Source organism: Pseudomonas sp. W17, assembly GCF_040268305.1.
Lineage (GTDB): Bacteria > Pseudomonadota > Gammaproteobacteria > Pseudomonadales > Pseudomonadaceae > Aquipseudomonas > Aquipseudomonas protegens.
The window spans coordinates 5,760,442-5,784,362 of the sequence record NZ_CP158490.1; the positions used below are offsets into that span (position 1 = coordinate 5,760,442).

Genomic DNA, 23,921 nt, shown 5'->3' on the forward strand with positions numbered 1-23,921 from the left:
GCCTGATCGTCATCTACAGTGAACATGCGCGGGAACACTCTAAACGTCACGGAGAACCACACTATGAGCACTGAGGGTGCTTCAAGTCCGAGCCGCTTGCTGCCAAGCCTGCTCGGGATCTTGCTGCTGCTAATGGGCCTGGCCTTGCTGGCCGGGGGGATCAAGCTGAGCATGCTCGGCGGCTCGCTGTATTACGTCCTGGCCGGTATCGGCCTGACGTTGACCGGCCTCTTGCTGCTGGCCGGTAAACGCGCAGCACTGGGCCTGTACGCCCTGGTACTGTTCGCCAGTACCCTCTGGTCGCTATGGGAAATCGGCCTGGACTGGTGGCAACTGGTGCCACGCCTGTCGCTGTGGTTCGCCCTCGGCGTGGTCCTGCTGCTGCCCTGGTTCCGTCGCCCGCTGCTGCGCGATGGCCCGGCCCCGCTGGGCACCGCTGCCCTGAGCGTGGCCGTGGTCCTGGCCGGTGGCGCCGCCATTGGCAGCCAGTTCACTAACCCTGGGGAAATCTCCGGTGACCTGGGCCGCGACACCGCGGACATGACCAGCACCGCGCCGGCCATCCCCGACGGTGAATGGCAGGCCTACGGCCGCACCGAGTTCGGCGATCGCTACTCGCCGCTGAAGCAGATCACCCCGACCAACATCGGCAAGCTGCAGGAAGCCTGGCGCATCCGCACCGGCGACATGCCGACCGACAAGGACCCGGTGGAAATCACCAACCAGAACACCCCGCTGAAGGTCAACGGCAAGCTCTATGCCTGCACCGCCCACAGCAAGGTGCTGGCCCTGGACCCGGATACCGGCAAGGAAATCTGGCGCTTCGACCCGCAGATCCAGGGCCCCAACGGCGACGACTTCCGTGGCTGGGCACACATGACCTGCCGTGGCGTGTCGTACTACGACGAAGCCAACTTCAAGAACGCCGACGCCATCAGCCAGCCGGCCACCCTGTCCCCGGCGGGCCAGGCCATCGCTACCAGCTGCCCGCGTCGCCTGTTCCTGCCTACCGCCGATGCGCGCCTGATCGCCATCAACGCCGACACCGGCAAGGTCTGTGAAGACTTCGGCACCAAAGGCGCCGTGGACCTGAAAGCCGGTATCGGCCCATTCACCCCGGGCGGCTACTACTCCACCTCCCCGGCGGCCATCACCCGTAACCTGGTGATCATTGGCGGCCACGTGACCGACAACGAGTCGACCAACGAGCCGTCCGGCGTGATCCGCGCCTTCGACGTGCACGACGGTCACCTGGTGTGGAACTGGGATTCGGGCAACCCGGACGAGACCACTCCGCTGCCGGAAGGCAAGACCTATACCCGCAACTCGCCGAACATGTGGTCCCTGGCCAGCGTCGACGAGAAACTGGGCATGGTCTACCTGCCACTGGGCAACCAGATGCCTGACCAATGGGGCGGCAACCGCACCGCGGGCGCCGAGAAATTCAGCGCCGGCACCGTGGCCCTGGACATCGACACCGGCAAGCTGCGCTGGAACTACCAGTTCACCCACCACGACCTGTGGGACATGGACGTGGGCAGCCAGCCGACCCTGCTCGACATGAAGACTGCGGACGGCGTCAAGCCGGCGCTGATCCAGCCGACCAAGCAAGGCAGCCTGTACGTGCTGGACCGTCGCGACGGCACCCCGATCGTGCCGATCCGTGAAGTACCAGCCCCCACCGGCGCAGTCGAAGGCGACCACACCGCGCCAACCCAGGCCCGCTCGGACCTGAACCTGCTGCCACCACCACTGGACGAAAAGGCCATGTGGGGCGCGACACCGTTCGACCAGATGCTGTGCCGCATCCAGTTCAAGGAACTGCGCTATGAAGGCCAGTACACCCCGCCGTCGGTGCAGGGCAGCCTGATCTACCCGGGTAACGTCGGCGTATTCAACTGGGGCAGCGTGTCCCTGGACCCGGTGCGCCAGTTGCTGTTCACCAGCCCGAACTACATGGCCTTCGTTTCCAAGCTGGTGCCGCGGGCCGAAGTCGCCGCCGGCAGCAAGCGCGAAAGCGAGACCTCGGGCGTGCAACCCAACACCGGCGCGCCTTACGCGGTGATCATGCACCCGTTCATGTCGCCTCTGGGCGTACCCTGCCAGGCACCGGCCTGGGGCTACGTGGCCGGTATCGACCTGACCACCAGCAAGGTGGTGTGGAAGCACAAGAACGGCACCAGCCGTGACAGCTCGCCGATCCCGATCGGCCTGCCGATGGGCGTGCCGAGCATGGGCGGCTCCATGGTCACCGGTGGTGGCGTGGGCTTCCTCAGCGGCACCCTGGACCAGTACATCCGCGCCTATGACGTGAAGAACGGCAAGGAGCTGTGGAAGTCCCGCCTGCCAGCGGGCGGCCAGGCCACGCCGATGAGCTACACCGGCAAGGATGGCAAGCAGTACGTGCTGGTGGTCGTGGGCGGCCACGGCTCCCTCGGCACCAAGATGGGCGACTACATCATTGCCTACAAACTGTCGGAATAAGCTTTACCGACGGATATAAAAAGGGCGGCTACCTTGGGGTAGCCGCCCTTTTTTATGCCGTTCGCACTCCCCGTAGGAGCTGGCTTGCCAGCGAAGGCGTCGGCCCGGGCACTGCATGGCTTGCGGACCTGTTCGCCGGCAAGCCGGCTCCTACAAGGTGCCTGGCGTTCGATCTTGCTCGACCGGCAACCTCTCACATTGCGATCACCGAAAATTCCTACAACTCGCGTCCAATTGCATCACCTTGTCCATTCAGGACTCAGCCTTTAAGGTCTGACCTGTCACCGGCAAGACCGTGACAGGGTGTGGAAGCCCCTATCTCGTTAGGCGTAAACAACGCCACCTAGTGGCCAATCCGATTCCTGCGAGAGGGACCCACAGCAATGAACAACAACGCCGCTGACCCGACCGAGCAACGCCATATGCCCCTCACCAGCAACGATTACAACATCCCCGCGCTGCTGGTGGACACCCAGGCCCCGCTGGACGCTCTCCACGAGGCCGCCGCGCACCGCATCCGCGCGGCCACCCAGTTGCTGGAGAACATCGCCAGCCACGACAACCTGCAGAGCAACCCGGCCCTGCTCCAGGATTTCGCCCAGCTGTGCGTCATCCCCCTGCGCGATGGCTGTGACCTGCTGGACGTGCTGGGCCGACGCCTGCAGGAACAACTGCTGCCCTGACCCCGGCTCCAGGACCGGCGGCGCCTCGCCGGTCCTCTCAAGCGGCCCTGATCGCCTGCTCAGCAGCCCCGTAATTGCAAAGCGACATTAGCCCATTTGTGCTAATCGACCCTCCCCCAACCCGGGGCTATAGTGCCGGGCAACCACCTGATCTCCCCACCGCCGCCAGCCTGCGGTGTCGGGAGCGGCTGCGCCGTTGAAAACACAACAACACCAAGGAAGATTCATCATGAAACTCCAGTCCAGCCTCCGCCCCGTTGCCCTGCTCAGCGCCCTGGCCCTCGCCCTGGGCGGTTGCGCCATTGCCAAACCGAGCAACGACGACCTCAAGAACCGCGCCCAGACCACCCTCGGCAAACCGGTGAACACGGTCTCCAATGTCCGCAGCGACGCCTCCCAGACCTACTTCACCGCCAGCACCAGCAACGGCGAATACAACTGCATATTGCCCAGCGGCGGAATGGTCGCCTTCGCCTCCATGGGCGGGGTAGTCGCATTGCCCGCCGAGTGCACCAAGCAGTAAGCCGGCGGCCTCTGGCCCCCCAGGTTCGCGGCGACCACCGGCACCTGCGCCGTAGCAGGCCGATGGCGCGCGAACACTGCAACTTCTTGAAAGGTTCTGAATCCATGAACTCTCGCTTCCTCATGGTGGCAGGCACGGTCCTGCTCGCCTGTGCCTTGTGTGCCTGCGCGCCGCGTCAGGGACGAACCCTGGACGAATACCCTCCGGTCAAGATCCCAACCGTGCAGTACCCCGAGGTCCCCTTCGACACCCAGGCCGCCCGCGCCGCCCTGCAACCGGGCACTGCAACGCTCACCGGAAAGTTCTGCATCGTCGGCAACGACGGCATCGAGGACAGCCGCGACGTCAAGATCTATCTCTACCCGGTCACCCCGCACTTGCAGGCCTGGCACAAGTTACGCGCGTCCCAACCCGAAGGCGCGCCGGTAAGCATGGCCCCCGAGGCCGTGGCCGTGCACCGGGTGACCCGGACCGACGGCAACGGCATCTTCCAATTCACGGGCTTGCAACCTGGTCGATACTTCGTCCAGGGCCAGGACATGGTGTACGGCACCAGCCGCTGGAACGAGTACGTCGGCACCGGCCAGAGCAACACCAACTACGGGCCGGTGACCACCCACTACTACACCGAGCGCAGTTCGATCTCTTCGTACTCAGGGATGCTGGATGACTTCGTCGAACTGGCCAGCGGCGAGAACAAGAAGCTGACCATGACCAACTACCCCCTGCTTATCCCGTGCCGGACCTGGTAACTGTCTCTGGCGCCGCAGCCCTGTGGGCAGGCACCAGCGGTGCCTCGCGCAGGGCCCGCAAGGTGCTGCGCAGTTCCACCGGCCGCACCGGCTTGGAGAGGATGGCGATGTTACGGTCGTGCAGGGCGGCGTGGATTTTTTCGATGTCGTGCCCGGTGATGATCAGCGCCGGCACTTCCCAGCCCCGCTGCTGACGGATGCTGTCGATGCATTCGATACCCGAGGCCCGGGTGCCCAGGTCATAGTCGGCGACGATAATGTCGCAATCGGTCAGCAGGTTCTCCCCGCTTGATTCGGCCTGGACCACGCAGCCCCAGCGCTCCAGCAGCGCCGAAGTGGCCAGCAGCACGTTGCGGTCATCTTCCACCAGACAGACCCGCAACCCGGTCAGCAAACCGCTCTGCAGCGCCTCGTCACGGCCGTGCAAGCGCTGTGGCGCGGCCGGTGACAAGCCATGCAGGCTGACCGTGGTGCCGTGATCGACCCGCGAGCGGAGCGTCACCTGCAGGCCGGTCAACTGCCCCAGGCGCTTGACGATGGACAGACCCAGGCCGACGCCTTCGACGTCCTTGTCGCGCAATTGGCGGACCCGGTAGAACTCATCGAAGATCTTCGGCAGATGTTCCTCGGCAATCCCCCGGCCCTGGTCATAAATGACAATGGCCAGGCCTGCGCCGCGCCGGCGCACGCCAATCAGCACCGGCCGTTCGGCGGCGTACTTGAAGCAGTTGGACAGCACGTTCTGCACCATGGTCGCCAACAACCCCGGGTCGACCCGCACCCAATGGGCGCAAGGCCGCAACCGCAGCTCGACACCGGCCCAGCGCGCGGCTTCGGTGTTCTGGCGTACCAGGTCGCGCAGCAGCTCGCCCAGGTGCACGGTGTCGTACTTGGGCTGCACCCGCCCGTTGTCCAGGGTGTAGAGGTCGAGGATCGAACGGAACAGCTGCGAAACGTTGAGCAGCGAACGGTCGATGTTGTCCACCAGCCGCCGCTCATCCATCCCCAGGTTGGCTTCGCGCAGGCAGGCGGTGAACAGGCCGATGGAGTGGATCGGCTGGCGCAGGTCATGGCTGGCCTGGGCCAGGAAGCGGGATTTTTCCAGGTTGGCGGCAATCGCCTCTTCGGACGCCAGGCGGGTGCGCTTGAGCAGGATATGGGCGTACACCGGAATCACCGTGCTGGTGATCATCAGCATCAGCACCATGTAGGGCTGGGCCTGCCAATAGGGGGTCAGCAGGTAGACCATGAACAGCGCGACCTGCGCCAGCACGGTGGCGATCGCCAGGTAGCGCGAACCGAAACGCATGCCATTGCCCAGGTTGACCCAGACCATCACCGCGTAGATCGGCAGCGCCCCCTCGCCGCCTACCACCAGGCCGTAACAGGTGCCGGTGTAGTCATAGACCATGCCCAGGATGCGCCGCGCCGGGTAGTGCCCGGGCCAACGGGCAATGGCCATGCGCAGCACGATCGAACCCAGCATGAACAGGGAAATGTAGATCATCACCGGCACGTAGGGATCCACATCCTGCCCCGGCAGGAAGCCGATTAGGCCAAACCAGACCAGAGCGCATCCGGCGACGATAATCCGCAGGGTGGCCTGATCGAGTTCACTGTCTTTCTCAACTTTCATGCAATCACCTCCTTGTGCAATATGCGCTGCCGTGGTCTTTTGCCGTTCGGCAAACTGGCCCATCGGACACGACCAGCGGGCAGTTACAACGCCGTGCGCCAAGTTAGCATGCCCACAGGACTGGATGTTTCAAGGAGTTTCAAACATGACATGCCGGATTATCGTCGCCGACGACCACCCGTTGTTTCGCGAAGGCATGCTGCGCACCATCCAGCGCTTGCTGCCCGATGCCGTGCTCGAAGAGGCCGGCGACCTGGCTGCGGTAATGGCCCTGGCCGAGAGCGGCGAGGAGCCGGACTCGCTGATTCTCGACCTGCGCTTTCCCGGCCTGACCTCGGTCAGCATGATTGCCGGCCTGCGCCAGCAATTGCCGCGCACCTCGATCATCGTGGTGTCGATGGTCGACAACCAGGACCTGATCGCCGAAGTCATGGCCGCCGGGGCCGACGGTTTTATCGGCAAGAGCATCAGCCCGGACGAGATCGGCCAGGCGATACAGGCCATCCGCGAAGGCGACGTGGTGGTCAAGTACGCGCCTTCCGGCTTGCTGCTGCCCCTGGACGCCTGCGCCGAAGTGAGCCAGCTGACCACCCGGCAACAGGAAGTCCTGCGCCTGATCGCCCAGGGCAAGACCAACAAGGAAATCGCCCGAGAGCTGGATATCTCGCCGTTCACCGTACGCATCCACGTGTCTTCCCTGCTGCATACCCTCAAGGTGCCGTCGCGCGCCGCGGCGGCGGTGAAGTTCGCCGGCACCTGGTAAACCGGGACAATCGGGGCCGCGCTATCGGGCGGCCTGCACCAGAATGCCAAGACACGGTTGGTCAGCGCGCGCCGTTAATGCTGGGAAGCCCTGCGCAAATGAGGCAGCATCGGTTCTGGCACGCCGGTATAAACGCCATGGCATTGGGCGGCACGCCAGGAACAGCGTGCTGGCGCGACCGCCCTCGCAGGAGAAAGACATCATGAGTACGGATAAGCGTGATGAGTTGTTTGAACGGTTACACCACTGGTTCGGTGACTCGGAAGCCGCCAACTGGAACGAATACACCACCGAGCAGGTGGCCAAGGGAGTCCTCCACGCCTTTACCTCGGCGCAATGGCAACGCCTCGGCGAAACCCTGCTGTCGCGCCCCGAGTACTGGCAGCACCGCTGCGCGGTGTCCCTGGGAGAGTTGCGCAGCCCGCCGGCCATCGAGCTGCTGAAACGCCTGCTGGTGGATTCGCCCTACCTGGACGTGAGGGTCATGGCGATCTATGAACTGGACTGGTCGGAAGCGGCCATCGAGCCCCGCTATGCGCCCTGCATCCTGGAAATCATGGACAACCTCAGTGAGGAAGGCATAGAGCCGGAGCTGCAAAGCCTGTTGACCAAGGCTGAGTCCGCCGCCCCCTGAGCGCGCCCCCTGGATGGCCCCTCGGCCATCCAGCTTTCAGCTCGACACCCGGGAGTTCACCAGCCAGCGCTCAAAGGCCTCGGTCGGCAAAGGTCGGCTGATCAGATAGCCCTGCACCGTGTCGCAGCCCCAGCTTTCCAGCAATTTCAGGCAATGCTCATATTCCACGCCTTCGGCCACCACCTTGAGCCCCAGCTTGTGGCTCATTTCAATGGTGGAACGCACGATCACCGCATCGCCGCTGGTTTCATCCAGATTGCGGATGAACGACTGGTCGATCTTCAGTTCCTGCACCGGCAGGCGCTGCAACTGCGCCAGGGATGAATAGCCGGTACCGAAATCGTCCACCGACAGGCTGATGCCGCAGCCGCGCAAGCGTTGCAGCACGGCCAGGGCCTGCTCCGGGTCGCGCATGATGGCGCTCTCGGTGATCTCGAACACCAACTGTTCGGCTGCCACCTGATAGCCCTCAAGGTAATCGCTGACCCGTACCTCCAGGCCGTCGTCCTCCAGGTCGCTGGCCGAGATGTTCAGTGACAGGCGTACAGGCAGGGCCCGGCGGTTCCACTCCGCCAACTGGCGGATACAGGCTTCGATGACCCAGGCGGTGAGGCTGTGCATGCTGCCGGTGCGCTCGGCCAGGGGAATGAATTCCGCCGGCGAGACCACGCCGAACACCGGGTGCTGCCAGCGCAGCAGGGCTTCGGCCTGGTGCAGGTAGTCCCGGCGCAGATCGAGCTTGGGCTGGTACAACAGGAACAGCTCACCTTCGGCGGCCGCCCGGCGCAGGTCGCGGATCAGGCTGATCTGCCGCTGGTGAGCCAGGTCTCGGTCCTGCTGGTAGACCTGCAAGTAACCGGGCTTGAGCGAAGCATCATGGCGGGCGATGGCGGCGCGGCTGATCAGTTCCTCGGCGGACTTGCCGTCGGCGGGGTACACCGCCATCCCCATGCAGATCTGCCGGCGCACCTCATCGCCCTGGATCAGTTGCGGCCGGCTTAGCAGGTCATGCAGCCGGTCAGCCATGGCCATGGCCCCGTCCAGTTCGGTGTTCTCCAGCAGCAGGAGGAATTCACTGGCAGTGATCCGGGCCGCCGTATCGCCCTGGGACAATACTTCTCGCAGGCGCCGGCTGAGCTCGCCCATCATCTGGTCCAGGCCTTCTGTGCCAAAGCCTTCGTTGATCGCCCGATAGTTGTCGATGCCCAGGTAGAGCAGCACCACATTGCGCCGGGCGGCAATGGCCTTGGTCAGGCGTTCGATGGCCAGGGCCCGGTTCGGCAGCCCGGTCAGCGGATCATGCAGAGCGTTGTGGGCCAGTTGCCGTTCGCGGGTGGCAATGGCGCTCTGCATGGCGTTGAAGGCATCTGCAAGCACCCCGAACTCGTCGCTGCGCTTGATGGTTACCGGGGCCTGATAGTTACCGGCACCGATGCGTCTTGCCGCCTGGGCCAGGTCTTCCAGGGGCCGCGATACCCGCCGCGCCATCAGCAGGGCGCAGACCAGGGAGACCACCAGCGCTACCATGGCGATCCACATGAACTCCCGGTCCAGCGGGGCAAAGGCCTGCAACGCCTGCTCCAGGGGGCTTTGCAGCAAGGCCATGACCCGCGGATCGCCGGCATCCCCGGTATTGGCCAGTTGCAAGGCCTGGTTGAGGAAACGCTGGCCATGGGTCTCGCTCAACTGCGGCAGGGATTGCCACAGGGAGTCGGCCAGGACATTGATGATGGGCGACCAGAAGAACTCCGGCTGGGTGCTGAACAGCTCGCCGGGATGCTGACCATCGACCGTCAGAAACGACACTTCCAGGTTGCTCATGGAGCGCAGTTCCTGGGCAAACAGCTCATCCATGGGAAAGCCCATCACTACCCGGGCGATGGGTAGCGACTCCAGCACTTCCCCCTGGACCAGCAGATAGGGCCGGCCCTTGATTGCGACGAAGAGCATGTGGGTGTTGTGCCGCATGGCCCGGCGCAGGGCCTGGTCGTAGGGAAAGTGCTGGTCCCGGGCGATCACCGGCAGGGTGCTGGCGATGACCCGGCCCTCGGGGCTGAGCACGAACATCTCGCTGGAACGGATGCCGCCGCTATGCTGGGCCAGGGCGGCAAGGATATCCACCGGCTTGCCGCTGAGCACCGCCCGGCGAAACTCGGAATCCACCACCAGCCAGTCGACACCGTACTGCAGGTTGCGACCGCGCAAGTCCAACAGCCGTTCGAATACCCGGGTGCCGATCTTCAGTTGCAATTGCGCCTGGCGCTCCACCGCTTGGGTGGTGGCGGTCTTGACCGCGAAATACACCGCGGCAATCAATACCAACAGCAATAGCGCCAGCACCCCGACAATCCTTGCCTGAAAGGTTCGGCGCCACTTCATAAGGCTGCTCTCAGTCGCTCCAAGTCCCCGGCGGGTCTTGAAAAGGCCGACGCGGATACCCCCTGCCGGAAGCTGAAAAATCCCTTCTTCATACCCATTCCTCTGAGAAGCTGAATGCGCGCGTCAAATAAATGCCAGCTTCATTCCGGCATTCCGGGCAATCAGATTAATCCTCAAATTACACAAGATCACGCAATAAAACAGGTGACATCGCAGTCATTTTATTGACAACCCATGTCAAACAGCCCCTTCAAGTGAGCTTGAATCCCTTCGTAAAAAACCCCAGGCATGCAGCAAGAACAGCCTAGACCGCGGCGATGCAACGCTTCTCTGCCAGGGCAAGGGGCGATGCAGCGGCATTTCCCACCGCATCGGAAAAACGCTGAAACCAGTCCCCCATTGAAACCCGCGGCGACCTGCCCCATCTAAGCTGCATAGTCCATCGCGCAGGAGCCTCCATGAGCGACCAGCAAGAATTTCCCGAAGATCCACGTGACTACGTCGATCCGGAAAACACCGAACACCAGGCTGCCCATGGCACCGGCCTGGCCCTGCCCGGACAGAATCTGCCGGACAAGGTCTACATCATCCCGATTCACAATCGTCCCTTCTTTCCTGCGCAAGTATTGCCGGTCATCGTCAATGAAGAGCCCTGGGCCGAAACCCTGGAACTGGTGAGCAAATCCGAGCATCACTCCCTTGCCCTGTTTTTCATGGACACCCCGCAAGAGGACCCGCGGCACTTCGATACCTCCGCGCTGCCGGAGTACGGCACCCTGGTCAAGGTCCATCACGCCAGCCGTGAAAACGGCAAGCTGCAGTTCGTTGCCCAGGGCCTGACCCGGGTGCGCATCCGCACCTGGCTCAAGCACCATCGTCCGCCCTACCTGGTGGAGGTCGAGTACCCCCATCAGCCCAGCGAGCCCACCGACGAGGTCAAGGCCTACGGCATGGCGCTGATCAATGCGATCAAGGAGTTGCTGCCGCTCAACCCGCTGTACAGCGAAGAGCTGAAGAACTACCTCAACCGCTTCAGCCCCAACGATCCGTCGCCCCTGACCGACTTCGCCGCCGCCCTGACCTCCGCCACCGGCAACGAACTGCAGGAAGTGCTGGACTGCGTGCCCATGCTCAAGCGCATGGAAAAAGTCCTGCCGATGCTGCGCAAGGAAGTCGAAGTGGCGCGCCTGCAGAAAGAGATTTCCGCCGAGGTCAACCGCAAGATCGGCGAGCACCAGCGCGAGTTCTTCCTCAAGGAGCAGCTCAAGGTGATCCAGCAGGAGCTGGGGTTGACCAAAGATGACCGCAGCGCCGACCTGGAGCAGTTCGAACAGCGCCTGACTGGCAAAGTGCTGCCGCCCCAGGCGCAGAAACGCATCGACGAGGAAATGAACAAGCTGTCGATCCTGGAGACCGGCTCGCCGGAATATGCGGTTACCCGCAACTACCTGGAATGGGCCACGGCCGTGCCCTGGGGCGTCTTCGGCGACGACAAGCTCGACCTCAAGCACGCGCGCAAGGTGCTGGACAAGCACCACGCCGGGCTCGACGACATCAAGAACCGTATCCTCGAATTCCTCGCAGTGGGCGCCTACAAGGGCGAGATCAGCGGCTCCATCGTGCTGCTGGTAGGCCCACCCGGTGTCGGCAAGACCAGCGTCGGCAAATCCATCGCCGAATCCCTGGGGCGGCCGTTCTACCGCTTCAGCGTCGGCGGCATGCGTGATGAAGCCGAGATCAAGGGCCACCGCCGCACCTACATCGGCGCCCAGCCGGGCAAGCTGGTGCAGGCCCTCAAGGAAGTGGAGGTGATGAACCCGGTGATCATGCTCGACGAGATCGACAAGATGGGCCAGAGCTACCAGGGCGACCCGGCCTCGGCCCTCCTGGAGACCCTGGACCCGGAGCAGAACGTCGACTTCCTCGATCACTACCTGGACCTGCGCATGGACCTGTCCAAGGTCCTGTTCGTGTGCACTGCCAACACCCTGGATTCGATTCCCGGCCCGCTGCTGGACCGTATGGAAGTGATTCGCCTGTCCGGCTACATCACCGAAGAAAAACTGGCCATCGCCAAACGCCACCTGTGGCCCAAGCAGCTGGAAAAGGCCGGTGTCGCCAAGACCAGCCTGAGCATCAGCGACAGCGCCCTGCGCACGGTGATCGATGGCTACGCCCGGGAAGCCGGGGTGCGCCAGCTGGAGAAACAACTGGGCAAGCTGGTACGCAAGGCAGTGGTCAAGCTGCTGGACGAGCCGGACGCCACGATCAAGATCGCGCCCAAGGACCTGGAGGCTTCCCTGGGCATGCCGGTGTTCCGTAACGAGCAGGTCCTGAGCGGCACCGGGGTCATCACCGGCCTGGCCTGGACCAGCATGGGCGGCGCCACCCTGCCTATCGAGGCCACGCGCATTCACACCCACAACCGCGGCTTCAAGCTCACCGGGCAACTGGGGGATGTGATGAAGGAATCGGCGGAGATCGCCTACAGCTACGTCAGCTCGCACCTCAAGCAATTCGGCGGCGACAGCAAGTTCTTCGACGAAGCCTTCGTCCATCTGCACGTTCCCGAAGGCGCCACCCCCAAGGACGGCCCCAGTGCCGGGGTGACCATGGCCAGCGCCCTGCTGTCCCTGGCGCGCAACCAGCCGCCGAAGAAAGGCGTGGCCATGACCGGCGAGCTGACCCTCACCGGCCACGTGCTGCCCATTGGCGGGGTGCGCGAGAAAGTCATCGCCGCGCGGCGCCAGAAGATCCACGAGTTGATCCTGCCGGAGCCCAACCGCGGGCATTTCGAAGAACTGCCGGACTACCTCAAGGAAGGCATCACCGTGCATTTTGCCAAGCGTTTTGCCGACGTGGCCAAAGTGCTGTTCTAACCCCTTTCGCCGCAAGCTGGCTTCTGCAGGCCCCCCCTCGCAGTAGCTGGCTTGCTGGCGAACAGGCCATAACCGCCAACCTTTATTCCCCTCCCCACACCGCCCACCATCTTCAGTTATGCTCGCCGTTCGTCATGAATGATCGGAGCTTCCTGACCCATGCCCACACCCCGCCTTCTTGCCCTGCTCAGCCTCGCCCTGCTGACCGCTTGCGCCAGCCAGCCCAAGCAGAACGTCACCGTTGAAAACCAGAGTGAATGCCCGCTGCAACTGCACAATGGGCAGAACCTGATCCTCACCCTGCCCAGCAACCCCACCACCGGTTATCGCTGGGCGATCCAGGATTCGGCCGGCGGCATCCTGCGCAAGGTCAGCCCCGAGGTCTACAGCAACCCCGAAGACACCGGCCTGGTGGGCAGTGGCGGGCAGTCGACCTGGCGCTTCCAGGCCTTCGCCAGCGGCCAGGGCCGGCTGCTGCTGACCTACCAGCAACCCTGGGCACCGGAAGAGGCCCCGGTGAAGGCCTTCGACTGCTCGATCACGGTGAACTGACATGGGCTGGCTGATACTGGCGCTGATGGGCGCCGCGACCTTCCTCTACGGCGTCAGCGTGCATGCCACCCTGCTCTGCCTGCTGGTCAAGCCACTGCCGGTGCTGGCCCTGCTGGGCTGGCTGCACGATGCACCGCCCGGGGACTACCGGCGCTGGATCATCATCGGCCTGCTGTTCTCGGTGCTGGGGGATATCCTGCTGGCCTGGCCCACGGACCTGTTCGTGTTCGGTCTCGGAGCCTTCCTGGTGGCGCACCTGGCCTACCTCAAGGCTTATCTCAGCGACTGCCGGCGCCCGGCGCTGCTGCCCTTGCTGGTGGCACTGACCATTGGCGCGGTGCTGTTGAGCATCCTAATCTCCCACGGCCTGGGGCCGTTGCTGGTGCCGGTGATCGTCTACGCCCTGACCATCAGCGCCATGCTCTGGCGCGCCCTGGCACGCCTCGGCTCAGCGGTGCCCACGCGGTCCGCGGTACTGGCAGTGCTGGGCGCTCTGAGCTTTGCCTTCTCCGACAGCCTGATAGGCATCAGCCGCTTCGTGCTGGCCTTCGACGCCGCGCCCTACCTGATCATCATTTTCTACTGGCTGGGCCAGTGGGGCATCGCCGCTTCGGCGTTCAGCCAGAAGCCACGCTGAGCCGCCTGCGCCGGCAGGCCGGTCCCTACTCTCCGTAGGAGCCGGCTTGCCGGCGAAAGGACCACACCTTGCGTCGCCCTTGCGCCCCTGAAGGCCCTGCGGGCCTTATCGCAGCCTGCGGCAGCGGCTACAATGCCGCCCTCTTTTTTTCTCCATCGCCGGAACCGCCGTGAGCAAAGAACCCGACCGCCTTTTCGCCCAGCCACTGGCCCAGGTGCCCGACTTCGCCTTCAACGAGGATGTGGTGCGGGTGTTCCCGGACATGATCAAGCGCTCGGTGCCGGGTTACCCGACCATTGTCGAGAACCTCGGGGTACTGGCGGCGCAGTTCGCCCAACCCAACAGCGTGCTCTACGACCTGGGCTCTTCCCTGGGGGCAGTGACCCAGGCCCTGCGCCGCCATGTGCGCACGGATGGCTGCCGGGTCATCGCGGTGGACAACTCCGCAGCCATGGTCGAACGTTGCCGGGAATACCTCAACGGCCAGGATTCGATGTTCCAGGAGCTGCTGCCGGTGCAGGTGATCGAGGGCGATATCCTGGCCCTGGAATTCCAGCCGGCCTCGGTGGTGGCCCTGAATTTCACCCTGCAGTTCATCGCCCCCGAGCAGCGTCTGGCCCTGCTGGGGCGCATCCGCCAGTCACTGCTGCCCGGTGGCGCGCTGATCCTCTCGGAGAAGCTGCGCTTCAACGATGACCAGGAACACGCCCTGCTCACCGACCTGCACATCGCCTTCAAGCGCGCCAACGGCTACAGCGAACTGGAAATCGCCCAGAAGCGCAGTGCCATCGAAAACGTCATGAAGCCCGACAGCCTCGAAGAACACCGCGAACGCCTGCTGGCTGCCGGGTTCTCGAAAGTCGTGCCGTGGTTCCAATGCCTTAACTTTGCCTCGTTGATTGCCCTGCCATGATTGATCTGTCCCCCCTCGCTCGCCGTCTGGCGGGTACGCCCCTGGCCACCTGGGCCAACGGGCTGCAAGCCCAGCTCGACGCCAAGATGGAAAAAGGCCATGGCGACCTGGAACGCTGGCAAAGCGCCCTGGATGCATTGCCGAAGATCCAGCCCAGCGAAATCGACCTGATCAATGGCCTGCGCCTGGACACCGACTGCGATGACGCCACTCGGGCGCAGATGCGCACCGCACTGATGGGCCTGTCGCCGTGGCGCAAGGGCCCGTTCAACCTGTTCGGCGTGCACGTGGACACTGAATGGCGTTCGGACTGGAAGTGGTCGCGGGTCGCCCCGCACCTGAACCTTGAGGGCAAGCGCATCCTCGATGTCGGCTGCGGCAATGGCTACTACATGTGGCGCATGCTTGGCGCCGGTGCCCACAGCGTGATCGGCGTCGACCCCAACTGGCTGTTCTTCTGCCAGTTCCAGGCGGTGCAGCGTTACTTGTCGGAGCCTTCGGTGTGGCACCTGCCCTTCCCCTTCGAAGACCTGCCGGCCAACCTGGAAGGCTTCGACACGGTGTTCTCCATGGGGGTGTTCTACCACCGCCGTTCGCCCATCGAGCACCTGCTGGCGCTCAAGGACTGCCTGGTCAAGGGCGGTGAACTGGTGTTGGAAACCCTGGTGGTGGAAGGCGACCAGCATCAGGTGCTGGTACCGGAAGACCGCTACGCGCAGATGCGCAACGTATGGTTCCTGCCGTCCGTACCGGCCCTGGAACTGTGGCTGCGACGGGCCGGTTTCAGCGATGTGCGTTGCGTGGATGTGAGCGTGACCAGCATCGAGGAACAGCGCGGCACCGAGTGGATGAAGTATCAGTCCCTGAGCGACTTCCTGGACCCCAACGACCACAGCAAGACCATCGAAGGCCTACCGGCGCCGATGCGTGCGGTGATAGTCGCCAAGAAATAACCCCGCCTTGCCCCCGCGGGAGCTGGCCGGGCGGCGTTCCGCTTGCCAGCGAAGGCGCCCGCCAGAGCGGCGCAAGGCTCAAGGGGCTCTTCGCCGGCAAGCCGGCTCCTACGGTTTTGTGTAGGCCGCGAACCGGTTTGAGATCAGCGCGCTCGACGCGCCTTGAAGAATTCGCTCAGCACCGTGCCGCACTCCTCGGCCAGTACCCCGCCCTCGTACAGCACTCGATGGTTGAGAAACCCTTGGGTGAAGAACTGCCCCTGGCTCTGCACAATGCCGGCCTTGGGTTCCAGTGCGCCGTACACCACCCGGGCAATGCGCGAATGGACGATCAGCCCGGCGCACATGCTGCAAGGTTCAAGGGTCACGTACAGGGTGCTGCCGGGCAGGCGATAGTTGCTCACCGCCTGGGCCGCTTCGCGGATCGCCACCATCTCGGCGTGGGCGCTGGGATCGCTGCCGCTGATGGGGCAGTTGTAGCCACGGCCGATGATCTGCCCATCCAGTACCAGCACCGCACCCACCGGCACTTCCCCCAGGGCGGCGCCCTGCGCGGCCAGGGCCAGGGCTTCACGCATGAAGTCCTGGTCGCGGCTGCGGTCGATGATCGGCGCCGGGCGTATCTGGCGCATCACACCACCTCGATGGCGGCCATAAGGCCGGTTTCCATGTGGTCGATCACGTGGCAGTGGAACATCCAGACCCCCGGGTTATCCGCCACCAGGGCGACCCGGGCACGCTCGTTCTTGCCCAGCAGGTAGGTGTCGGTGAAGTAGGGGGTGATCTTCTTGCGGTTCGAGGCGATGACCTTGAAGCTCATGCCGTGCAAGTGGATCGGGTGCTGGTACTGGGTCATGTTCTTCAATTCGAAAATGTAGCTCTTGCCCTTTTTCAGGGTGGCAATCGGGCGGTCGGCGCAGGTCTTGTCGGTGATGTCCCAGGCCTGGCCGTTGATCTGCCACAGGCTAGGCGGCTTGCCATTGTCCACGTTCACCGAGACCGAGCCAACCCATTCGAAATTGAAGTTGAGCTTCTCGGCGTTGTCGAGATCCGGCTCGGCCACGGGGTTGGCCGGCAAGGCGGCGGGCCACTGGGTGGGCGCGTCGTTGTTGGCCACCGAGCGCAAAGTGCCCAGGCGCACCGGTCCGTTGCGCAGGGACAACTCCACACCGGCCGCCGGCGCCTTGATCGCCAAGCAGATGCGCATGCCCGGGCCCAGCCAGTATTCCTTGCCCAAGGGGCGCGGCTCGATGGGGTTGCCGTCCAGGGCGTAGATCTGCGCTTCGACATCCGGGATGTTGATGCGGTAGGTCAGGGTGTTGTCCAGGTTCAGCAGGCGCACCCGGGTGATCTGCCCGGCCGGCAGGTCGATCACCGCCTGGGACACACCGTTGATGGTGGACAGGCGCCCGGCCGTACCACCGCGCGCCGCCTCCCGAGGGATGCTGAAGGGCATGAACGCGCCCTCTTCATCCACGTGCCAGCTTTTCAGGCTCAGGGTGCGCTCGTACTTGAAGCCGGTGGGTTCGCGTTCTTCGATGATCAGCGGGCCCACCAGGCCGCGACCCAGTTCTTCGCTGCTGTTCACATGGGGGTGATACCAGTAGCTGCCGGCATCCGGCACGCGGAATTTGTAGTCGAAGTATTCGCCGGGCAGCACCGGCAGTTGCGAGACGTAAGGCACGCCGTCCATTTCCAGGGGCAGGCGGATGCCGTGCCAGTGGATGGTGGTGGCCACCGGCAGGTGGTTGATGAAACGTACCCGCAGCCACTCGCCCTGGCGTACCCGCAGTTCGGTACCCGGCGCCGAAGGGCCGAAGGCCCAGGCCTCGGTCTTGTGCCCCGGCACCAGCTCCACGTCCAGTGGCGCGGCGATCAGCTCGTAATCGTGCCCCGCCTCGGCGTCAGCCATCTTTCCCAGCCAATAACGCGATGCGCCGCCCGCCCCCACGCCCACCACTACCAGACCGGCCAGACCACCGAGTATTTGTCGACGGGTAAAGGACATGGACTCAACTACCTCACGTATCAGCCGCGGGCCCAGGCCCGCAAAAGGCGAATACGATACACCCGCAGTTGAGAAACAGTAAGGCCGGCGCGGCGACGGGACGCAGGCGAGACGGAGAAACGATGGGTGTTTTCGAGCGTCTGCTCGCTGGCAAGCCTGTTGCTCTTGTAGGAGCCGGCTGGCCGACGACCAGGCCCCTCAGCCCTGCAATCCCAGCAGCAGATGCACCACGCCACCGGCCAGGGGCATCACCGCCGGTACCCCCGCCACGCGCAAGGCGCTGCTGTCCAGCAGTTGCGGATCATGCAGCTCAAGGCGCAGGCGGGTCAGGGCCAGGGGTTGCTGACTCTTGATGTTGGCGCTGCCACCCAGCGCCGCCAGCATTGCGTCATTCAGAACATTGCCGTTGGCCCTGGGGGCCTTCGGCTGATCAGGGATCAGATCCGGAGTCAGGGCTTTCCAGAACGCGCGTTGCAATTTCTCGAACATTTTCAGCTCTCCAGAACCAGTGAATCGGCTGCGACTTGCTGCTTGTGCAGGTATTCACGTACCTGAACCGCGTCCTCCAGATCGATGATCCGAGCTGCCAGCGCCTGGCATTCGCTCAGATCCAGCTCGCGTGCCCGGGCCTTGATGGCCGGAATCAACGGCACGCTCACCGACAGTTCGTCCACCCCCAGGCCCAGCAACAGCGGCACTGCCAGGGTTTCGGACGCCAGTGCACCACAGACTCCGACCCACTTGCCGTGGGCATGGGCGGCCTGCACCGTTCGTGCGATCAGGCGCAGCACCGACGGGTGGAAGCTGTCGGCCTGACTGGCCAGACGCGGATGATCACGGTCCATGGCCAGGGTGTACTGGGTCAGGTCGTTGGTGCCGATGGAGAAGAAATCCACCTCCGGAGCGAAACGGTCCGCCATCAGGGCCGCCGAAGGCACCTCGATCATGATGCCCAACTTGGGCCGCTCCGCCAGGCCCAGGGCCCGAACCTCCTCATCGAGTAACTGCCGCGCCTGACGCAGCTCCGTCAACTGGCTGACCATCGGCAACATGATGTGCAGGCGGGCCTGCCCGGCGCCGGCGAGAATCGCCCGGAACTGTTCGCGCAGCAGTTCGGGACGCTCCAGGCACAGGCGGATACCCCGCAGGCCGAGAAAGGGGTTGGCTTCGGTGTCCATGGGCACATAAGCCAGAGGCTTGTCGCCGCCCACGTCCAGGGTCCGCACCACCAGATTGCGCGTCGGCCCCAGGGCCTGGGCAATGGCTCGATAGGTTTCGGCCTGTTCCTCGGGGCTCGGGGCGTGGCTACGGTCCTGGTAGAGGAACTCCGAACGCAACAGGCCGACGCCTTCGCCTCCCAGGCTCATTGCCTGTTCGGCTTCCGCCAGAGAGGCAATGTTGGCCGTGACCTCCAGATGATGACCATCGCGGGTCACCGCCGGTTGCGCCGCCTGGGCCAGGTCCTGGCGCTGGCGCAGGCGTTGCTGCTGACGCAGCGACTCCAGTTGCTGCAAGCGTTGCGGGTCCGGGTCCGTATGCAGTTCGCCCCGATCGGCATCCAGCAGAACCCGGGAGCCGTTGGCCAGGGACAGGACCCGGGGCGACAAGCCACAGATCGCCGGCAGGCCCAGGGCCCGGGCGAGGATCGCCACGTGGCTGGTGGCGCCACCGCCGACGGTGGCAAACCCCAGCACCTTGGCCGTGTCCAGGCTGGCGGTCTGCGAGGGCGTCAGTTGCTCGGCAATCAGAATCGCCTGGTCCGGCAAGCTCAGGGCATGCTCCTGCACCCCGAGAATCAGCTTGAGCACCCGTTGGCCGACGTCCGCCAGGTCCACCGCGCGCTCAGCCAGCAGCGTACTGTCCAGGCCCTTGAACAGCTCGGCGGTGACCTCGATGGCGCTGTTCCAGGCAAAGGCAGCACTCTTGCCGCTGACGATCAGGGCTTCGGCCTGCTCCAACAGGCTCGGGTCGTCGAGGAGTTCCTGGTGGGCACGGAAGATTTCCTGCTGTGCTTCACCCGGGGCATTGTCCCGCAGCTGTTGCAGGCCCCGGACCGCCTCCCGCAAGGCCCGCTCAAGGACTTCGCGCTCCTGCTGCGGGTTCGCCGCCAACTCCCTTATCTGCAGGCGCTGCTCAGCCACCTGCAGCACCTGGCCGACCGCCGAACCCGGTGATGCACAGACACCCCGCAGAACTGTCTCCAGCGACTCATCCCGCGCCGCTACTGGCTCAGGACTCGGCGCTACAGCACTGACCTTTTCGCCACAACCCGAGGCCAACAGCTCCACCAGAACCTGGATCGCCCGCTCGGCATCCGCACCCGCAGCACTGACCTGCAAGACATCGCCCTGCACCGTCTGCAACGCCATGATCGACACCAGGGACTTGGCGTTGGCCGAGTCCTGGCGCCGGTGCAGGCAGATATTCGCGGCAAAGCCCTTGGCCGCCTGGGCCAGCAACGCCGCCGGACGTGCGTGCAGCCCCTGGGGGTTGCCCAGGATCAGCGGTTTGGAAAACAGCGCCTCAGCTTCAGCGTCCTCGGCGACCTCTTGCGCGGAGGCGGGCTCGATCTGCAACAGCGGCTGCCCCAGTTCCACCAGCAGGCTGCCGGACACCAGCGCCGTCACCGCCTCGCCACTGACCACCAGCATCAGGGTCAACAAGCTGCGCGCGTGCAGGGCCAGGTAGTCGGCATCGAACTCGATCAACGGCTGGCCTGCCGAGACCTGCTGACCCTCCTCGACCAGACAGGTGAAGCCCTTGCCCGCGAGGTTCACCGTGTCCAACCCGATGTGCATCAGCACCTGCTGGCCCTGTTCACCGGTGATGCTCACTGCATGGCCGCTGTGCTGCAGGTTGCTGACCACCCCGGACAGAGGCGCACAGAGGGTCTGGGAAGTCGGGTCGATGCACACGCCGTCACCGATCACCCGGCTGGAAAACACCGGGTCCGGAACCTGGTCCAGGGGCAGCAGCACCCCGGACAGGGGCGCGAGCAATTGCAAGGGTTGGGTTATGGCCATGACGTCACCTGCTAATGATTCCTTGAAGTGCCGATGGAGCGCGAGCCCCTACAGCATCGCTTATTTCCACCAGTACTCGACCTGCAAACCGACGTTCGCCCCGTGTCGGGCGGTGCCGAATACACCGCTGTCGGACAGCGCGGAGCCGGCCGCCAGTTCGTTAGCCGCGCGTTTGGCGGCCTCGTTCCAGCTGGCATAGGTGTAATACAGGCGCACCTCGGGCCGCGCCCAGAACTCCGGCCCCTTGGGCGACCAGGTGGGCGCGAAGGTGAACTTGCTGAGTTTGCGGGTGCCCCCGGGCGCCTCCACCTGATCATGACCAAACTCGGTCACCAGCTTGAACTGTTCGGTGATGGCATAGGCCGGGCGCACCCCCAGGGAGATCCAGTTCTGGTCCTGGCCGTCGGGGCGAATGTCCTTCTGATAGACCGCCTCTACCTGGCCGCCGAAGCGCGGGGTGACCTGCCAATCGAAGAACTCCACCAGGCGATAGCTCTTGTTGCCGTCATCCAGGTAGGGATTGCCGGTGTAGCCCAGGCCGGTACCGGGCCCCTCACCGTATTGCAGGGCCAGTTTGTTCTTGCCGCCGAAAAAGTCTTTCTGCACATGCTGGGTGGTGATCGCCCAACCATTGTGGGCACCACGGCGATCGGGCTTTTCCAGGTAACTCAGGCCCAGCTCCAGCTCGCCGCCGGGGTTGGTCTGGAAACCGGCAACGTTGAAGTCATGACGGCTCACGGCCTGCTTCTGGTAGAGGTTGTCCTTGCGGGAGAAGGCGTAGCTGTATTTCAGATCGCCGATGCGCACGTCCTCGACCCCGCCGCCAGTGGCGCTCTGGTTCCAGTAGTAGAAGTCGGAAATATGGATATCGTTACGCTTGTAGTAACGGCGCCCGGCCCACAACGAGCCGCCATTGAGGCTGGGCAGGTTCGACCACTGGGCGTATATCTGCGGCATGCGCGCCGAGCCGTTCTCGCCCTGGAAAGTCAGGTTGCGGTCGTAGCGGTTGTAGAGCGAGGCCATGCCGTCGACGCTGAGTACCGAACCGTCCTCCAGGGTGTACAGGTCCTGGCGCAGCTCAAGCTCGGCGTACTGCTCGCACTCGTTGCCCAGGCGGTACTTGGAGGGCGCGCCGGGTAGCTGAAAGCAGGATTGCGGGCCGCTGTTGACCGAAGTGCCAAGGCCGCTGCGCAGGTAGCCGGCGAACTCCAGGGCCTGGGCCGGAAAGGGCAATGCCAGGCACAGGCAGGACGCCGCCAGGCCGCGATTTATTGTTGTTTTCATAAGCCACCCCATTATTTTTATTGTGATATTTCGATCCGCAGAAGCCGGCTTGCCGACGAACGAAGCCCTGCGCGGTATCTGCAACAGCGCATTCACGGCAGACGCAAACCGCCCGGCAGCTTCTGCGAGGATTGTCAGCAGTCGGTCAGGTGCAGGACGAAGGACTCATAGGGCCGCAGCAGCAAATGCCGGCTGCGGGCGCCATCCCCCGGGTAGTTGCTGATCAGCAGACGCTGCTGCATGCCCGGCTCGATGACCTCCTGCGGCAATTCAACCTCGCACGGCGAACCGTAGAAGTTGTTCACCACCAGCAGTCGCTCGCCCTGCCCTTCCCGCACGTAGGCCCAGACCTGCGGATGCTCGGGCAGCAATTGGCGATAGAGGCCGTGCTGGATCAAACCCTGCTCACGGCGCAACGCGATCAATTGGCGATAGTGGTGCAGCACTGATTGCGGGTCGTCGAGCTGTGCCTGGACATTGATCTGGCCAGCGTTGGCCGCAACCTCGATCCAGGGGGTGCCGCTGCTGAAACCGGCATTGGCCCCGGCATTCCACTGCATTGGCGTACGCCCGTTGTCCCGGGACTTCTGCTGGATCGCCGCCATGATGGCCTGCGGCTCTTCACCGGCCTCGCGCTTGAGGCGGTAGATGTTCAGGGTCTCGACGTCGCGATACTGCTCGATGCGCTGGAAATGCGGATTGGTCATGCCCAGCTCTTCGCCCTGATAGACAAAGGGCGTGCCCTGCAGCAGGTGCAATGCGGTGGCCAGCATCTTCGCCGATACCACACGGTGTTCGCCGTCGTCGCCAAAGCGCGATACCACCCGAGGCTGGTCGTGGTTACACCAGAACAGTGCATTCCAGCCGCCGCCGGCCTGCATGCCGGTTTGCCAGTCGGACAGGATGCGCTTGAGTTCAAGGAAGTCGAAATCGGCCCGCACCCACTTCTGCTGATTGGGGTAATCCACCTTCAGGTGATGGAAGTTGAAGGTCATGGACAGCTCCTTCGACTCCGGGTTCGAGTAGCGGATGCAGTGTTCCAGGCGGGTGGACGACATCTCGCCGACATTCACCAGGTCATGGCCGGCGAACACTTCCCGATGCATTTCCTGCAAGTACTCATGAACGTTCGGGCCATCGGTATAGAAGCGCCGGCCATCGCTCTGGTCCTCGGGGAAGTCCGCAGGCTTGGAGATGAGGTTGATCACGTCGAGGCGAAAGCCGCCGACGCCCTTGTCCCGCCAGAAGCGCATCATCTTGAAGACTTCGGCGCGCACCCGTGGGTTGTCCCAGTTGAGGTCGGCCTGGGTGTGGTCAAACAGGTGCAGGTAGTACTGGCCTGTCTGCGCTTCGTATTCCCAGGCCGAGCCGCCGAACTTGGACTCCCAGTTGTTGGGCTCATCGCGCCAGATGTAGAAATCCCGGTAGGGGTTGTCCAGGCTGCTGCGGGCTTGCTGGAACCAGGCGTGCTCGATGGAGGTGTGGTTGACCACGATGTCCAGCATCAGCTTGATCCCGCGCTTGCCGGCCTCCTCGATCAGCAATTGGCAGTCGGCCATGCTGCCGTAGCTGGGGTCGATGGCGTAGTAGTCGCTGATGTCATAGCCGTTGTCGCGTTGCGGCGAACGCAGGAACGGGGTCAGCCACAGGCAATCGATCCCCAGCCAGTGCAGGTAGTCGAGCTTGTCTACCACTCCCAGCAGGTCGCCGGTGGCCTGCCCTTGGTGGCTGTGAAAACTTTTCGGGTAGATCTGGTAGATCACCGAACGCTGCCAGTCTTGCATGGGGGAATCCTTTGGAAAGTGCGAGGGCATTCGC

19 protein-coding genes are annotated in these 23,921 nt (G+C 64.0%); 11 read left to right on the plus strand and 8 right to left on the minus strand.

What is annotated here, in order from left to right; all coding sequences use genetic code 11:
• The first annotated feature begins 63 nt into the window (after nt 1-63).
• The 4 genes from ABCR88_RS26365 to ABCR88_RS26380 all read left to right on the plus strand — a co-directional run bounded on the left by ABCR88_RS26365 (nt 64) and on the right by ABCR88_RS26380 (nt 4,442).
• Nucleotides 64-2,484 carry a glucose/quinate/shikimate family membrane-bound PQQ-dependent dehydrogenase gene (locus ABCR88_RS26365; RefSeq protein ID WP_350403678.1) on the plus strand — a complete coding sequence of 807 codons (2,421 nt, stop codon included), beginning with the start codon at nt 64-66 and terminating at the stop codon, nt 2,482-2,484.
• Between the two features lie 383 nt (nt 2,485-2,867).
• Nucleotides 2,868-3,167 carry a hypothetical protein gene (locus tag ABCR88_RS26370; RefSeq protein WP_350023174.1) on the plus strand — a complete coding sequence of 100 codons (300 nt, stop codon included), beginning with the start codon at nt 2,868-2,870 and terminating at the stop codon, nt 3,165-3,167.
• Nucleotides 3,168-3,396: 229 nt separating this feature from the next.
• Nucleotides 3,397-3,690, plus strand: coding sequence for a hypothetical protein (locus tag ABCR88_RS26375; RefSeq protein WP_232641883.1), 294 nt, complete (start codon nt 3,397-3,399; stop codon nt 3,688-3,690).
• A 104-nt stretch (nt 3,691-3,794) separates the two neighbouring features.
• Complete coding sequence (locus ABCR88_RS26380) at nt 3,795-4,442, plus strand: carboxypeptidase-like regulatory domain-containing protein (protein ID WP_350023175.1); 648 nt, start codon at nt 3,795-3,797, stop codon at nt 4,440-4,442.
• Here the strand turns inward: ABCR88_RS26380 and ABCR88_RS26385 are convergent.
• On the minus strand, nt 4,420-6,078 hold the full coding sequence (locus ABCR88_RS26385) for a hybrid sensor histidine kinase/response regulator (RefSeq protein ID WP_041119717.1): 1,659 nt from the start codon (nt 6,076-6,078) through the stop codon (nt 4,420-4,422). The two genes, ABCR88_RS26380 and ABCR88_RS26385, sit on opposite strands and share 23 nt — an antisense overlap.
• Nucleotides 6,079-6,223: 145 nt before the next feature.
• On the opposite strand from ABCR88_RS26385, the gene ABCR88_RS26390 reads away from it, so the two are divergent.
• Nucleotides 6,224-6,841 (plus strand): response regulator transcription factor, encoded by a 618-nt coding sequence (locus ABCR88_RS26390; RefSeq protein WP_015636859.1) that lies wholly within the window; start codon nt 6,224-6,226, stop codon nt 6,839-6,841.
• Between the two features lie 202 nt (nt 6,842-7,043).
• A complete protein-coding gene (locus ABCR88_RS26395) occupies nt 7,044-7,475 on the plus strand; it encodes a hypothetical protein (RefSeq protein ID WP_041119718.1) in 432 nt (143 codons plus the stop codon).
• A gap of 36 nt (nt 7,476-7,511) precedes the next feature.
• Here ABCR88_RS26395 and ABCR88_RS26400 read toward each other — a convergent pair whose 3' ends face one another.
• Entirely contained in the window at nt 7,512-9,854 is a 2,343-nt protein-coding gene (locus ABCR88_RS26400) for a GGDEF domain-containing phosphodiesterase (RefSeq protein WP_015636861.1), read from the minus strand.
• 458 nt (nt 9,855-10,312) lie between these two features.
• Here ABCR88_RS26400 and lon point away from each other — a divergent pair, with 458 nt between their 5' ends.
• The 5 genes from lon to cmoB all read left to right on the plus strand — a co-directional run bounded on the left by lon (nt 10,313) and on the right by cmoB (nt 15,788).
• The gene (lon, locus tag ABCR88_RS26405; protein ID WP_011063176.1) at nt 10,313-12,733 is read left to right on the plus strand and encodes an endopeptidase La; all 2,421 of its coding nucleotides are present in this window, start codon (nt 10,313-10,315) and stop codon (nt 12,731-12,733) included.
• Nucleotides 12,734-12,892: 159 nt separating this feature from the next.
• Complete coding sequence (locus ABCR88_RS26410) at nt 12,893-13,285, plus strand: protease inhibitor I42 family protein (protein WP_011063177.1); 393 nt, start codon at nt 12,893-12,895, stop codon at nt 13,283-13,285.
• A 1-nt stretch (nt 13,286) separates the two neighbouring features.
• Nucleotides 13,287-13,922 carry a lysoplasmalogenase gene (locus tag ABCR88_RS26415; RefSeq protein WP_041119719.1) on the plus strand — a complete coding sequence of 212 codons (636 nt, stop codon included), beginning with the start codon at nt 13,287-13,289 and terminating at the stop codon, nt 13,920-13,922.
• Between the two features lie 169 nt (nt 13,923-14,091).
• Nucleotides 14,092-14,835 carry a carboxy-S-adenosyl-L-methionine synthase CmoA gene (cmoA, locus tag ABCR88_RS26420; protein WP_011063179.1) on the plus strand — a complete coding sequence of 248 codons (744 nt, stop codon included), beginning with the start codon at nt 14,092-14,094 and terminating at the stop codon, nt 14,833-14,835.
• Nucleotides 14,832-15,788, plus strand: a complete 957-nt coding sequence (cmoB, locus tag ABCR88_RS26425) for a tRNA 5-methoxyuridine(34)/uridine 5-oxyacetic acid(34) synthase CmoB (protein WP_041119720.1) — start codon at nt 14,832-14,834, stop codon at nt 15,786-15,788. The genes cmoA and cmoB overlap by 4 nt, the downstream gene beginning before the upstream one ends.
• Nucleotides 15,789-15,931: 143 nt before the next feature.
• Here cmoB and tadA read toward each other — a convergent pair whose 3' ends face one another.
• From tadA to treC, 6 genes are all read right to left on the minus strand, one after another.
• Nucleotides 15,932-16,420, minus strand: coding sequence for a tRNA adenosine(34) deaminase TadA (tadA, locus tag ABCR88_RS26430; protein WP_041119721.1), 489 nt, complete (start codon nt 16,418-16,420; stop codon nt 15,932-15,934).
• Nucleotides 16,420-17,796: a multicopper oxidase family protein gene (locus ABCR88_RS26435; RefSeq protein WP_015636864.1), complete on the minus strand. Its 1,377-nt coding sequence runs from the start codon at nt 17,794-17,796 to the stop codon at nt 16,420-16,422. The genes tadA and ABCR88_RS26435 overlap by 1 nt, the downstream gene beginning before the upstream one ends.
• Before the next feature lie 198 nt (nt 17,797-17,994).
• Complete coding sequence (locus tag ABCR88_RS26440; RefSeq protein ID WP_011063183.1) at nt 17,995-18,285, minus strand: PTS transporter subunit EIIB; 291 nt, start codon at nt 18,283-18,285, stop codon at nt 17,995-17,997.
• Between the two features lie 2 nt (nt 18,286-18,287).
• Entirely contained in the window at nt 18,288-20,819 is a 2,532-nt protein-coding gene (gene ptsP / locus ABCR88_RS26445) for a phosphoenolpyruvate--protein phosphotransferase (protein WP_350403679.1), read from the minus strand.
• A 60-nt stretch (nt 20,820-20,879) separates the two neighbouring features.
• On the minus strand, nt 20,880-22,103 hold the full coding sequence (locus tag ABCR88_RS26450) for a carbohydrate porin (RefSeq protein ID WP_236185478.1): 1,224 nt from the start codon (nt 22,101-22,103) through the stop codon (nt 20,880-20,882).
• A gap of 134 nt (nt 22,104-22,237) precedes the next feature.
• Complete coding sequence (gene treC / locus ABCR88_RS26455) at nt 22,238-23,887, minus strand: alpha,alpha-phosphotrehalase (protein WP_325985191.1); 1,650 nt, start codon at nt 23,885-23,887, stop codon at nt 22,238-22,240.
• Nucleotides 23,888-23,921: the final 34 nt, after the last annotated feature.